The sequence below is a fragment of the Pseudomonas sp. SMV71 genome (assembly GCF_052042015.1).
In the GTDB taxonomy this organism is placed as follows: Bacteria; Pseudomonadota; Gammaproteobacteria; order Pseudomonadales; family Pseudomonadaceae; genus Aquipseudomonas.
Window position 1 is genome coordinate 21,984 of sequence record NZ_JBKGGU010000029.1, and the last position, 13,598, is coordinate 35,581.

The window sequence follows — 13,598 nt, forward strand, 5'->3', positions numbered from 1 at the left end:
GGTGCAAGTATGGCAAGGGAGTGATGCTGTATGACCGCTGTGGATTTACCCGCTGTACCCCGTGTGTTGATCGCCGAGTCCGACCCGGCATCCCGAGAGTTGCTTGAACAGGTGGTGTCGAGCCTGCGCTGTGACGCCCGGGTGGACAGCTGTGGCGAGGGCCGACAGGCTCTGGATCTGCTTGCACAAAATTCCTACGACCTGGTGATTGCCGATTGGGAGCTGCCGGGAGTCAATGGCTTGAGCATCCTGCGAGGCCTGCGCCAGCAGTCTCGGACCCCGGCTTTGCCGTTCATCCTGGTGAGTCGACGCAACGACAGTGCCAGCGTGCGTGAGGTCTTGCCGTTGGCGCCGACGGCCTATCTGACCAAGCCGCTGGACCGTGAAAACCTCATCCAGCGTCTGCAAGGTTTATTGCTGGGTACCGTTGAGGAAGCCACCAACGATGCGCCGGTTCCAGCGCCGGGGTTGAGCCTGTCGGCGTTTCTCGAGCGTCGGCGTAATGTGTCCGAGGGCGCACCGTTGATGACCGATGTGCAAGTGGCGGTTAAACGGGCTCTCAACCCCGGTGGCCTGGACCTGAAACTGCTGGAAGAAGAATTGCGTACCGACCCGCAGGTCACCGCCGTGCTGATCGCGGCGGCCAACAGCGCCGCTCAGCATCAGGGTGGCGGGCGCGTGCAGACCGTGGCTCAGGCCCTTCATCATCTCGGCGCGGGGCAGAGCATGAACCTGATCCTCGGCCTGACACTCAAGCGCTGCGCCCGGCTGAGCGTCCCGTGCCTGGCGGACTATGCCGAACGTTACTGGGAGTTGTCGCTGCACACGGCTGAATACGCCCGGACCATGGCGCGTTTGCTGGATCTGGAGCAGGAGCGTTGCTACTGCGCCGGGCTCCTGCATCGCCTGGGCGACCTGGCTTTGCTACGGTGCCTGGAAGAGTGGAAGCAGGCCGGCGGTGAACTGGATGAACCAGAGGAGGTGGGCAATTCGCTTGAGCGGTACGGCGCTGGTTTCGGCTCGGCATTGCGCACGCGCTGGCGGTTGCCGCTGGAGTTGCGCGAGCTGATTGCGGCGGTCTATAGCCTGGGTGGTGGGGTTTATTCCCGTGAAGCGCTGGTGATGAACATGGCCGCGCAAATGGCACACCTGCCCGCTTATGAAGGTCTGGAGGAACTGGCGCGTGGGCGCACGGCGCGCTTGTTGAAGATCGGGTTGCCGGAATTGACGCGCTTGCGCAGGAAGTGAAGCGACCACCCAGCCCCCTGTGGGAGCGGGCTTGCTCGCGAAGGCGGTGCGCCAGTCTACTCAGCTGTTGAATGTAAGACCGCTTTCGCGAGCAAGCCCGCTCCCACAGGGGGGCGGTGTGTCTCCAGTGCTGATTTTTCAAGCCGCAATAATACGATTCTTACCTTGGCGCTTGGCTTCATACATCGCGGCATCGGCGCGGGCGAACAGGCTGTCGAGGTTCTGGTCGTCGGCGGTGATGCCGGTCAGGCCTTGGCTGACTGTAATGCCGTAGCCCTGCTCGCCGCAGCGGAACGCCAGGCGCTGGATTTCCCGCTGCAACCGTTCGGCCACCTGTAGGGCCATGTCCGGGGCGCAGCCGGGGAAAACCGCCGCGAATTCCTCGCCACCAATCCGCCCGAACAGATCACCACGCCTGAGTACCGAACGGCCGCTTTCGGCGATTTTCTGCAACACGTTATCGCCTTCCTGATGACCGTAGGTGTCGTTGATTACCTTGAAATCATCGATGTCCAGCAATAGGAACGCCATGGGCGTGCCCTGTAAACGTGCCTGTTCGAATTCACGATGGGCGCATTCGAAAAAGTGCCGGCGGTTGCTGCTCTGGGTGAGCACGTCCGTGGTCGCCAGCCGCTGCAGTTCGCTTTCCAGGCGCTTCTTTTCAGTGATGTCCTCGGCAATGCCGACCACGATCACCGGTTGCCCTGGCTCGTCCTTGCGGTTGATGAAGCATTTGTCGCTCAGCCAGCGGATCTGCCCGTCGGCGGCGATGATGCGGTATTCACGGTCCTCGACCGCGCCTTTGACCAACACTTCGGCCAGGCTGCGTTCGGCGTATTCCAGGTCGTCAGGATAGATTGCGTCGCGCCACTCGTTGAAGTCGGCCAGGACCAGACCGGCCGGGCGACCGAAGATTCGCTCATAGGCGGGGCTGACATACAGCACCTGCCGGGTTTCCCAGTTGAATGCCCACAGCACCGCATTGACGCTGACCAGTAAGGAACTGAACAACTGCTCGCGTTCGCTCAGGCGCGCCACTTCGCCTTGGGCGTGCATCAGCGCCATGAGCGTCTGGGCCGCTTCAGGCCAGTGAGGTTGGGATGAATCCTGTAGGTTCTTGTCGACCATCGGCACAAATCTCAAAGAGCGTGCGCTGTTGTGGGTTCGCACGCGCTTTCTCCAAAAACCGCCTGGATGGCGAAGTGCTCTTTGAGATAAAGGATCGCGGGCGAAGTTCCTTTCCAGGCGACGAAGGGCGGGGTCGGATAGTTCCTCAGGGGGAGGCCCGGTCGATGAACCCAGTGGCGAGGGAGCTTGCTCCCGCTGGGCCGCGAAGCGGCTCCAGGATTTTGCGGTTGCTGCGCAACCGAGCGGGAGCAAGCTCCCTCGCCACAAAAAATGCCACTCCATAGCAAGTTGGTTTGCCATGGAGTTCTGCTGTCAGGCAGTAGCAGGCCGCAGCGAGTAGGTCTTGAGCTGATCAGCGAAGTCGCGCAGGGACTGGATGCCGCTGGCCTCGGCTTCGTGGACCCATTCCTTGATGGCGGCGAGCATGTCGTGGCCGTTGCTGCTGGTCTTGACCCAGATCTGTTGCAACGCCAGGCGTTTTTCGTAGATAACTTTCAGGGCCTGGCTGTGTTCCAACATGTTTTGGATGCGCAGGTGATGCCGGTCGTCCAGCAGGCTGGTTTCCCGTGACAGCAGGCGTTTGGCCCGGTGGAACTGGTGGCGCACCGAGTGATCGACCTTTTCCAGCTCCTGCTTGACCAGCGGCGCGATGACCAGCCGGCGATACTGGGCCATGATCTGGAAACGGTTGTTGAGGATCGCCATGGCGGTGTCCATGTCCAGGTGGCCCTTGCCGGCGACCCGGTGGGCAATCGGTGCGACGCGCTGGACCTTGGCCAGGCGCAGGAAGCTGAACACCCGGATCCAGGCCCAGCCCAGGTCGAACTCCCACTTGCGCACCGACAGCTTGGCCGAGTTGGGATAGGTGTGGTGATTGTTGTGCAGCTCTTCGCCGCCGATCAGGATGCCCCAGGGCACCAGGTTGGTCGCCGCGTCGCGGCATTCGAAGTTGCGATAGCCCACGGCATGGCCCAGGCCGTTGACCACGCCGGCGGCCCAGACCGGGATCCACATCATCTGGATGGCCCAGATGGTGATGCCGATGGTGCCGAACAGCAGCAGGTCGACCACGCCCATGATCGCTACGCCCAGCAGCGGGAAGCGGCTGTAGAGGTTGCGTTCGATCCAGTCTTCTGGGCAGTTCTTGCCATAGATGCGCAGGGTTTCCGGGTTTTCCGCTTCGGCGCGATACAGCTCGGCGCCTTTGCGCAGCACGGTGGACAAGCCCTTGATGACCGGGCTGTGGGGGTCATCCACGGTTTCGCACTTGGCGTGGTGCTTGCGGTGGATGGCGGTCCACTCGCGGGTATTCTGCGCCGTGGTCAGCCACAGCCAGAAACGGAAGAAATGCTTGAGGCTGGCGTTGAGCTCCAGGGAGCGGTGGGCCGAGTAACGGTGTAGGTAGACTGTGACGGCAATGATCGTGACGTGGGTCATCAGCAGGGTGACTGCCACCAGCGACCAGGCTGACAAGCCAAGAAAACCTTCGTACCACATAGGCTGTTGGGCCCTCGATAAAGATAGAAACTGCCGTTGCATTATCACCGGCCCCACAGATAAAACCAGTCGGCCTTTCAGATAAGAGTGGCAGGATGTTTCTTCCTCTATAATCCCGGCCTCTCTGTAGGGACATGGAAGACCGAATGACTGCCCATCAACGCGGCGCGCTGCGTGCGGCGCTGCTTTATCTCTTGTTTTCAGTCATCTGGTTGCAGCTGGTTGGTTATTTATTGAGCAGTTTCTTCGATAAATTCATCGACCAGCAGCACTGGCTCCTGATCAACGGTTACGCCTGGGTGCTGGTCAGCGCCGGGTTGATGTTCCTGGCGCGGGTGCGCATTGCGCGCTGTTTTGCAAAGACCGGGCACGGTGCCGACCGCGAACGTTTGCGCCAGGCCGCCGCGGTATTCGATTGCACCCGCGAAGGGGTGCTGGTAACGGACCGTAACGGCCTGATCGTGCACGTGAACCGCGCCTTCATGACGATTACCGGCTATGAAGAGCACGAGGTGCTGGGTCAGCGTCCCAATCTGTTCAAGTCCGGGCGCCATGGCATCGATTTCTACCGCGCCATGTTCACTGCCTTGGCCGAGCTGGGCGAATGGAGCGGTGAGATCTGGAATCGGCGCAAAAGCGGCGAAATCTACCCACAATGGCAGACAATCCGCGTCATTCGCGACGACGATGCAAAGGTCAGCCATTACGTAGCGGTATTTTCGGACATCAGTGCGATCAAGGATTCCGAACACGAACTGGCGCACCTGGCCCATCACGACCCGCTGACCGGCTTGCCCAACCGCCTGTTGTTTTCCGATCGCGCGGAACAGGCCCTGGCCTCGGCGCAGCTCCACAAGCGCGGTTGCGCCCTGCTTTTGGTGGACCTGGATCACTTCAAGAACATCAACGACAGCCTGGGTCACAACGTCGGCGATGACTTGCTCAAAAGCGTGGCCGAGCGCTTTCGCGGGCTCTTCGCGCCGGGCGTGACCCTGGCCCGGCTCGGCGGTGACGAGTTTGCAGTGCTGGTGGAAAACTGCTCCCAGCCGGGCCAGGCGGCGGTGCTGGCGCAGCGTATCCTTGATGCGTTGAAAGAGCCGTTGCGCCTGGACGGCCATGCGCTGTTCATCAATGCCAGCATCGGCATCAGTCTGTTCCCCGGCGACGCCCGCAGCGCCGGGCAACTGCTGCGCAACGCCGACTCGGCCCTGTTCAAGGCCAAGAGCACCGGCCGCGACGGCTACGCGTTGTACACCGAAGAACTCACTGCCCACGCCCAGCAGCGGGTCGAGATTGCCTTTGAATTACGCCAGGCCCTCCAGCAACAGGAATTGCGCGTCCATTACCAGCCGGTACACGACCTGGCGACCAGCCGCCTGATCGGTGTCGAGGCGCTGGTGCGCTGGGAGCACCCCACGCGCGGGCTGGTTTCACCGGCCGAGTTCATTCCCATTGCCGAGCGCACCGGGCTGATCGCCCAGATCGATGCCTGGGTCATGGACCAGGCGTGCCGCCAGATGTGCCGATGGCAAGAGGCCGGCGTGTCGTTGTCGTTCGTCGCGGTCAATGTCTCCAGCCGGCTGTTCGCCCATCGCGAGTTATACGATCAGGTCGCCCGTGTGCTGCACGACACCGGCCTGGCCCCGGCATGCCTGGAACTGGAAGTCACCGAAAGCGCGGTGATGGAAGACCCGGAGGTGGCGCTGGAACAGATGCATCGCCTGCGAGAATTGGGCGTGCGCCTGGCCATCGACGATTTCGGCACCGGCTATTCCTCACTGCTGCGGCTCAAGCGCCTGCCGGTGCAAAAACTCAAGATCGACCAGGGCTTCGTCGCCGGCCTGCCGTGGGACGAGGACGACGTGGCGATCGTCCGCGTGATCGTAGCCCTGGCCCGCAGCATGAGCATGCAGGTACATGCCGAGGGTATCGAACAGCGGGAGCAGGCGGCGTTTTTGCGGGAGCAGGGTTGTGAGTTAGGGCAGGGGTATTGGTTTGGGCGGCCGGTTGCGGCGGGGCAGTTGGACTGGAATTGTGCGCCGGCTATTGTTTGATGTCGGAACGTCTAACAGATTCTTGAGTCTCGTGGTATTGGTTGATACCTAACGCCCCCGGCATTCAAAGCGCAGCATCACGTCCCCTCCGTGACCGAACCGTTCAATGGGACAAATAAAGTAGAAGCAAACTCAAAATCAAGATGCACCCCGCCCAGAACATAAGGGAGAGTTTAACTTTCAGCGAGTTGGACAGGTTGTTTAGCTCCGTAGGGTCGAGGGTGCCGCGCCTTACAAAAAATCGGCCGCATGTGACGATAATAAGTATGGCCATCATGAAGGTCAGCTTCCCGAAGCGACCACCCTTACTGAGCCTTGCCCTAATGTTTATGGCTGAGCTGTTTTTAAAGTTGCTGATTATGGTGTCAGTGTTTCCTTGTGCTAACCACAAGCATAGAGCCACCCACCCGGGTATCGCAGCGGTTAATAGCAAGGCGGTTGTGAGACGCGCAAGCCCCATGGCCCACCAGTCGATACAGAAAATGAACCAGCAGAGTATAAGAATCCAAGAGAAGTAACCGCCGAACCGGTAAAGGGCGATTAATTTTTTCTTTAACGATTCGGGAAAACTCACCAAGTCTTGGTTGCTGGCGCCGCCATCAGATGTATATAGTCCAGGGGACTTTATTACACTGACAATACTGCCCAAAAGAAATAGTTTACCCCATGGACCTCCATGTCTGAATGAAGCTCGATTCATAACGAAAGGGCTATTCTTTAAATGGCTCAATATTTCATCCATCTTGGTATAAGCGATGTACAGCGCGAGCGCAAGAAAAACGAGCACACCACCGAAACCAGTCAAGCTAACACTGAGGAATATCTTTTCAACGACACTCAAACTCATTTCATACCCTCATACATTAGTTCTCCGATTTTTTCGCCGGCTTTACCAAGGGCTGCCCCAGCGGTCATAGAACCCACTCCTACTACCACCAGGCCACAAACCAGGGTGCCTGTACCAGCGGTCGGAACACCCAATGCGAGGCAAATGGCTCCAGCAGTTGAGGTGGTCAGTACTGACCCAACAACCGCCCCACCCGCCACGCCTCCAATAAAGCCTCCTCCTTCAGTAAATTTCACTTTTTTGCAGGCTTCTGTCTTACCCGCCGCGCAAACACCCTGAACTTTCATATACGAAGCGCCGCCACCAACAGCCGTACCAACCCAGCCCCCGTATTTCACAATTTTGGCCGCTTTGGAAACACCCTCGATGTGGGTCGCATAGCCAGGAATCTGGCCGGCGCCACCGGCCTTGGTCCAGCGGTGGACCAGACTGCGACTCGATATGCCCAAGGCGCTTTTCAAGTTTGGATGATCCGGCAGTCCTATGCCTTTTCGCGTCATGCTGGTCAGGTGGATGTCGAGCTTTGAGAGCAGCTGTTTCCGTTCGGCAAAAAACATCGGCGAGCGCAGGTGTCCGTCGCGCTGGAAAGTTCGTTGGTGTAGGGCCTCTATGTCATTTAGAAGGTTTTTAACGTCCTTCAGGTTTTTGGAGAAAATGGCCTCGCCGACCCCGATAGCAACTGAGCCATGGGTCAGGAAGGTTTGGATTTCGTCGCGATGCCGGGCCATGAAGTCGGCCTCGTCGACGCTAAGGGGGTCAAGGGCGGCATTGATCCAGCTCGCGGTTTCCATCAGCAGCGCCTCCTCCCGGCTGCATTGCAGATTGTTCGGATCGCTCAACACGATCATCGACCCCGCCTTGACCACATCCTGATGCGGGTTCAATGCCCGGAATTTACGCATCACCGCCAGGTCGGGCGTGGGGAATAGCGTGGCCTCCAGCGCTTCGCGGCTCACGCTTTTAGGAACGACATAGAAGCCAGGCTCCTGAGGTTCCACGCGATTGAATACCACCGGCGGCGGGCTGTTCGCTGGAGCAAAGCCGGATGGGCGTGGCGTCGCGGGTGCGCGGGTTGCCGGCGCGGAGGTTGGCGGGACCGCTCGGGTGGTTGGCACGGCGGGGGCCGTATTCCTGTAGGTGGCCGAGAACACCGAAGGGAGCAACTGGGCGTTACAGGGGCATCCGCTGCGACTGTCCAGCGTACCCGCCATCAGCCGGCCGTTGCTGATCATGTGGGAAATGCCGCCCAGGATCCGGTAGGTTTCCCCGTCTTTTCCACAAGTGACGCGATCACCTTCGCAGGCGTGAAGGAGGCCATCCAGGCTGATCCCCGGATCGCCATCGATGACTGTTCCGCCGCAAGTGGTTCCGTCGCCCAGGCCGATGTAGTAACCCACGCTCATCCTGCGTTCTCCTTGCGCGCAACCAGGCGCAGGCGGCGGCCTTCTACGGGCTCGATGGCGGGCAGGAAATCCTCCGCCATCGGCACGCCTTCTCGCTGGACGACAATCAAGGTTTTCTGCAGCGTGTTGATGATCTCGTCACCATTGCTGAGACGGCTGCCGACCAGGGCAAAATGGTTATTGCGTTTACCGGCCCCGGTGACGATGCGCGCCATGCTGCCGTCGGGATACACGACCTTGTCGCCTCTCAGTGCGGCGCGTAGCTTGCGGCCCTCCAAGGTGAGTTCCAGCCCTGATGAAGCCTGCTGGATGGTTCCGCCGTCACGGGTCTGGCTACCCTCGGTGGCCACTCGGTAGAGGGCGATAGGTGGATGGGCTTTGGCGTAGGCCTGGTGCCGTTTGAGCAGTTCCGCGATTTCTTCGTCACACCCCTCCAGCAGGCGCTCCGGCTCGAAGTAAAGATCGTCCATGTGGCTCAGGCGTTCAGCGCTGGCTTCGTTGGTGTAGCGGGGCAGTGAGGGTTCGGTCATTTTCATGGCTCTTATTCAGGGAAGTCGTCCGCAGGGTCCGGGCTGCGTTGCCCTGTTCCCGGGATGCGATGAATAAAACGATGAGCCGCTGATGGGGAGCAATCCCGGCGCGGGAGCCTTTGCAACGAATAGGAAAGTTCGTAGGTCGAGTTGCGCTTTTTCCTACGCCACAATGCATTTGTTGGGCGATTTTTCGGGCGTCGGTGTCAGGAGTGCATCAGCCGACATCACTGACAACCTCAAGACCGTGCACCGACGACTCCTCGCGTGTTCATAATCCAGGCTTATGTTTTTGGTTATATAAAAATTCTCAAATAGTCTTTTTAAGAATATCTCGCTTTATCTAGTATGGCTCCCACGCCGCAAGCAGTGCCGCCCACTGCCAGGCATTCATCCAAAGGAGCAACAGCATGAGCGCATCCCTACGAAGCGTTGACGGCCAGGACGAAGCAACCATCTTGCGCGAGATCCAGAGCGCGTTACGCGATCTACGTTTCGGGGCAGTGGAAATCACCGTGCACAACGCGCAAGTGGTCCAGATTGAACGCAAGGAAAAATTCCGTTTGCAGCAGCCGAGTCATAAGCCGGGCTGAAACAGTCTGGTTGTGGGAGCAAAGCCTGCTTGCGAAAACAGGCGCCTCGATTTCTGGGGAACTGCGGCGCGCCTTCATCTCGAACAAGCTTTGCTCCCACAGCGTTCGGTCTTCAAACCACACGATTTATAAGCCATAAGAAAAAACCAGAATTCCAGGAGCTTTCACCCATGTCGTCAATTCGTCGTTATGCCCTGGCCGCCCTGGCCAGCGCTGTTTTTGCCGGTTCCGCCGTCGCCAAGGATTACGAGCTGCTCAACGTGTCCTACGACCCGACCCGCGAGTTGTATCAGGACTACAACGCCGAATTCGCCAGTTTCTGGAAGAAAGCGCACCCGGATGACAGCGTGAAGATCCAGCAGTCCCACGGTGGCTCGGGCAAGCAAGGTCGGGCGGTGATCGATGGGCTGCGGGCCGATGTGGTGACCCTGGCGCTGGCCGGTGACATCGACGAAATCGCCAAGTTGGGTAAAACCCTGCCGGCCGATTGGCAGACACGCCTGCCGCAGGCCAGCACGCCCTACACCTCGACCATCGTGTTCCTGGTGCGCAAGGGCAATCCAAAAGGCATCAAGGATTGGGGCGACCTGATCAAGAACGATGTGTCGGTCATCACCCCCAACCCCAAGACCTCCGGCGGTGCGCGCTGGAACTTCCTCGCGGCCTGGGCCTATGGCTTGAAAGCCAACGGCGGTGACGAAGGCAAGGCCAAGGAATATGTGCAGACATTGTTCAAGCACGTGCCGATCCTCGACACCGGCGCCCGCGGTTCGACCATTACCTTCGTCAACAACGGCCAGGGCGACGTGTTGCTGGCCTGGGAAAACGAAGCGTTCCTGGCCCTGAAGGAAGACGGTGGCGCTGACAAGTTCGACATCGTCGTGCCGTCGCTGTCGATCCTCGCCGAGCCGCCGGTAGCGGTGGTGGATAAGAACGCCGAGAAAAAGGGCAACCTCGAAATCGCCGAAGCGTACCTCAAGCACCTGTACAGCCCGGCCGGCCAGGAAATCGCTGCCAAGAACTTCTATCGTCCACGGGATAAGGACGTGGCGGCCAAGTACGCCCAGCAATTCCCGAAACTGGAGCTGGTGACCATCGATAAAGACTTCGGCGGCTGGAAAACTGCCCAACCGAAATTCTTCAACGATGGTGGGGTGTTCGACCAGATCTATCAGGCGCAGTAAGCTGCTCCGATCAAGCCTCAACAGGATTTATCGTGGCGAGCGAGCTTGTTGTGGTGAGGGAGCTTGCTCCCGCTGGAGCGGGCTGGCGCACCAGTGCGAAGCGCTCCCAGAATTCCTGGGGCTACTTCGTAGCCCAGCGGGAGCAAGCTCCCTCGCCACAACAGCTCGCTCTCACAGTTAACCAAGGACTCTTATGTCGCGTCGCATCTCACCCGTCATACCCGGCTTCGGGCTGACGCTGGGCTACACCCTGGTGTATCTCAGTCTGATTGTGCTCATACCGCTGGCGGCGATGTTCGTGCATGCCGCTCAACTCACCTGGGAACAGTTCTGGGCGATCATTTCGGCGCCACGGGTACTGGCTGCCTTGAAGCTCAGCTTTGGTACCGCGCTGTACGCCGCGGTCATCAATGGCGTGATCGGTACGCTGCTGGCTTGGGTGTTGGTGCGCTACACCTTTCCCGGACGCAAGATCATCGACGCGATGATCGACCTGCCGTTTGCCCTGCCCACCGCCGTCGCCGGTATCGCCCTGACGGCCCTGTATGCGCCGACCGGCCTGGTCGGCCAGTTCGCCACCGACCTGGGTTTCAAGATCGCCTACACTCCGCTGGGTATCACCCTGGCGCTGACCTTCGTGACGCTGCCGTTCGTGGTGCGCACAGTGCAGCCGGTGCTGGCCGACATTCCTCGTGAAGTCGAAGAGGCCGCTGCCTGTCTCGGTGCCAAGCCGTGGCAAGTGTTCCGCCACATCCTCGTCCCGGCACTGCTGCCGGCGTGGCTGACCGGCTTCGCCCTGGCGTTTGCCCGTGGCGTCGGTGAATACGGCTCGGTGATTTTCATCGCTGGCAACATGCCGATGAAAACCGAGATCCTGCCGCTGCTGATCATGGTCAAGCTCGACCAATACGACTACACCGGCGCCACCTCCATCGGTGTGCTGATGCTGGTGGTTTCCTTCGTCCTGTTGCTGCTGATCAACTTGCTGCAGCGGCGCATCGAAACCCCATAAGGAGGCGCGAAAAATGTCCCAATCGTCTATTTCCGCAGCCTCCACCAATGCGGCCCGGCGTGGCAGCGCAGCGTCGCGGCGGGTGCTGATCGGCCTCGGCTGGCTGATTTTCGCGCTGTTCTTGCTGCTGCCCTTGTTCATCGTCGTGTCCCAGGGCCTGAAGCTTGGCCTGGGGGCGTTCTTCAGCGCGATCTTCGAACCCGATGCGTTGTCGGCCCTCAAGCTCACGGTAATCGCGGTGCTGATCTCGGTGCCGCTGAACCTGGTGTTCGGGGTCAGCGCGGCATGGTGCGTGAGCAAATATTCATTCCGTGGCAAGAGCATGCTGGTGACGCTGATCGACCTGCCGTTCTCGGTCTCGCCGGTGATCGCCGGTCTGGTCTATGTGCTGATGTTCGGCGCCCAGGGCTTGTTCGGGCCGTGGCTGTCGGACCATGACATCCAGATCGTCTTCGCGCTGCCCGGCATCGTGCTGGCGACGATTTTCGTCACCGTACCGTTCGTGGCCCGGGAGTTGATCCCGTTGATGCAGGAACAGGGCACCCAGGAAGAAGAAGCCGCACGCCTGCTGGGCGCCAATGGCTGGCAGATGTTTTGGCATGTCACCGTGCCGAACATCAAGTGGGGGCTGATCTATGGCGTGGTGCTGTGTACCGCCCGGGCCATGGGCGAGTTCGGCGCGGTGTCGGTGGTGTCCGGGCACATTCGCGGGGTGACCAACACCCTGCCGCTGCACGTCGAGATTCTCTACAACGAATACAACCATGTGGCCGCGTTCGCCGTGGCGAGCCTGTTGCTGATCCTTGCGCTCTTGATCCTGCTGCTCAAGCAGTGGAGCGAAAACCGAATCAACCGCCTGCGCGCCAGCGCCGCGGAGGAATGAGTCATGTCGATCGAAGTCCGTAACGTCAGCAAGAACTTCAACGCCTTCAAGGCCCTGGACAACATCAGCCTGGACATCCAGAGCGGCGAACTGGTGGCGCTGCTGGGCCCGTCGGGTTGCGGCAAGACTACGTTGCTGCGGATCATCGCCGGCCTCGAAACGCCGGATCAGGGCAATATCGTGTTCCACGGCGAGGACGTGTCCGGCCATGACGTGCGCGACCGCAACGTCGGTTTCGTGTTCCAGCACTACGCCTTGTTCCGCCACATGACGGTGTTTGACAACGTCGCCTTCGGCCTGCGCATGAAGCCCAAGGGCCAGCGCCCGAACGAAAGCCAGATCGCGACCAAGGTCCATGAGCTGCTGAACATGGTGCAACTGGACTGGCTCGCCGACCGCTACCCCGAGCAGCTTTCCGGCGGCCAGCGCCAGCGTATCGCCCTGGCCCGTGCGCTGGCCGTGGAGCCCAAGGTGCTGCTGCTGGACGAACCTTTCGGCGCCCTCGACGCCAAGGTGCGCAAGGAGCTGCGTCGCTGGCTGGCAAGGCTGCACGAGGACATCAACCTGACGTCGGTGTTCGTCACCCACGACCAGGAAGAGGCGATGGAGGTCGCCGACCGGATCGTGGTGATGAACAAGGGCGTGATCGAGCAGATCGGCTCGCCGGGCGATGTCTACGAAAACCCGGCCAGCGACTTCGTGTACCACTTCCTCGGCGACTCGAACCGTCTGCACCTGGGCGAAGACCGGCATGTGCTGTTCCGTCCCCATGAAGTTTCGCTATCACGCGCGGAGCTCGAAGACCACCATGCCGCCGAAGTGCGGGACATTCGCCCATTGGGCGCCACCACCCGGGTCACTTTGAAGGTGGAAGGCCAGAGCGAGTTGATCGAGGCCGAAGTGGTGAAGGACCACGACAGCCTGGTGGGCTTGGCGAAGGGCGAGACGCTGTTCTTCAAGCCGAAGGTCTGGCAGAAGGTCTCCAGTCTCTAAGGGCAAAAGCATCGCGAGCAGGCTCGCTCCCACAGTGGTCTGGTGGTGGCCGCCTACTCCCAGGCATACCTCGAACCCTGTGGGAGCGAGCCTGCTCGCGATGACGTCTTTACTGCCCAACGCTGTCCAAATCCGAATAACACCGCCTCACCTTGCTTCGATCGGTTCTACGCGTTCGCCTTTTACCAGCCAAAACTCTACCTAGACTCTGAGTTGCCAGGAGGCG

Annotated in this window: 12 protein-coding genes; 7 read left to right on the forward strand and 5 right to left on the reverse strand. The window is 60.2% G+C overall.

The window, feature by feature from the left end:
- The first annotated feature begins 30 nt into the window (after positions 1 to 30).
- Positions 31 to 1,248: an HDOD domain-containing protein gene (locus tag ACLEJQ_RS23635; RefSeq protein ID WP_440798988.1), complete on the forward strand. Its 1,218-nt coding sequence runs from the start codon at positions 31 to 33 to the stop codon at positions 1,246 to 1,248.
- Between the two features lie 138 nt (positions 1,249 to 1,386).
- Here ACLEJQ_RS23635 and ACLEJQ_RS23640 read toward each other — a convergent pair whose 3' ends face one another.
- A complete protein-coding gene (locus ACLEJQ_RS23640) occupies positions 1,387 to 2,376 on the reverse strand; it encodes a GGDEF domain-containing protein (protein WP_440798990.1) in 990 nt (329 codons plus the stop codon).
- Positions 2,377 to 2,688: 312 nt separating this feature from the next.
- Positions 2,689 to 3,873: a delta-9 fatty acid desaturase DesA gene (gene desA, locus ACLEJQ_RS23645; RefSeq protein WP_440798992.1), complete on the reverse strand. Its 1,185-nt coding sequence runs from the start codon at positions 3,871 to 3,873 to the stop codon at positions 2,689 to 2,691.
- A gap of 146 nt (positions 3,874 to 4,019) precedes the next feature.
- Between desA and dibA the strand changes: the two genes are divergently transcribed.
- A complete protein-coding gene (gene dibA, locus ACLEJQ_RS23650; RefSeq protein WP_440798994.1) occupies positions 4,020 to 5,927 on the forward strand; it encodes a phosphodiesterase DibA in 1,908 nt (635 codons plus the stop codon).
- Positions 5,928 to 6,030: 103 nt separating this feature from the next.
- Here dibA and ACLEJQ_RS23655 read toward each other — a convergent pair whose 3' ends face one another.
- From ACLEJQ_RS23655 to ACLEJQ_RS23665, 3 genes are read right to left on the reverse strand one after another with little or no spacing between them, the layout of a single operon-like run.
- Positions 6,031 to 6,774, reverse strand: a complete 744-nt coding sequence (locus ACLEJQ_RS23655; protein WP_440798996.1) for a hypothetical protein — start codon at positions 6,772 to 6,774, stop codon at positions 6,031 to 6,033.
- On the reverse strand, positions 6,771 to 8,177 hold the full coding sequence (locus ACLEJQ_RS23660; RefSeq protein WP_440798998.1) for a PAAR domain-containing protein: 1,407 nt from the start codon (positions 8,175 to 8,177) through the stop codon (positions 6,771 to 6,773). The genes ACLEJQ_RS23655 and ACLEJQ_RS23660 overlap by 4 nt, the downstream gene beginning before the upstream one ends.
- The gene (locus ACLEJQ_RS23665; protein WP_440799000.1) at positions 8,174 to 8,707 is read right to left on the reverse strand and encodes a hypothetical protein; all 534 of its coding nucleotides are present in this window, start codon (positions 8,705 to 8,707) and stop codon (positions 8,174 to 8,176) included. Before ACLEJQ_RS23665 ends, ACLEJQ_RS23660 begins: the two co-directional genes overlap by 4 nt.
- 410 nt (positions 8,708 to 9,117) lie before the next feature.
- Between ACLEJQ_RS23665 and oscA the strand changes: the two genes are divergently transcribed.
- The 5 genes from oscA (at position 9,118) to ACLEJQ_RS23690 (ending at position 13,372) form a co-directional block, all read left to right on the forward strand.
- Positions 9,118 to 9,300, forward strand: a complete 183-nt coding sequence (gene oscA / locus ACLEJQ_RS23670) for a sulfur starvation response protein OscA (protein ID WP_042732574.1) — start codon at positions 9,118 to 9,120, stop codon at positions 9,298 to 9,300.
- A gap of 170 nt (positions 9,301 to 9,470) precedes the next feature.
- Complete coding sequence (locus tag ACLEJQ_RS23675) at positions 9,471 to 10,484, forward strand: sulfate ABC transporter substrate-binding protein (protein WP_440799003.1); 1,014 nt, start codon at positions 9,471 to 9,473, stop codon at positions 10,482 to 10,484.
- Positions 10,485 to 10,677: 193 nt separating this feature from the next.
- On the forward strand, positions 10,678 to 11,496 hold the full coding sequence (cysT, locus tag ACLEJQ_RS23680) for a sulfate ABC transporter permease subunit CysT (RefSeq protein WP_003186964.1): 819 nt from the start codon (positions 10,678 to 10,680) through the stop codon (positions 11,494 to 11,496).
- Positions 11,497 to 11,509: 13 nt separating this feature from the next.
- Positions 11,510 to 12,379, forward strand: a complete 870-nt coding sequence (cysW, locus tag ACLEJQ_RS23685; protein ID WP_440799005.1) for a sulfate ABC transporter permease subunit CysW — start codon at positions 11,510 to 11,512, stop codon at positions 12,377 to 12,379.
- Positions 12,380 to 12,382: 3 nt separating this feature from the next.
- Positions 12,383 to 13,372 (forward strand): sulfate/molybdate ABC transporter ATP-binding protein, encoded by a 990-nt coding sequence (locus tag ACLEJQ_RS23690; RefSeq protein WP_440799007.1) that lies wholly within the window; start codon positions 12,383 to 12,385, stop codon positions 13,370 to 13,372.
- Positions 13,373 to 13,598: the final 226 nt, after the last annotated feature.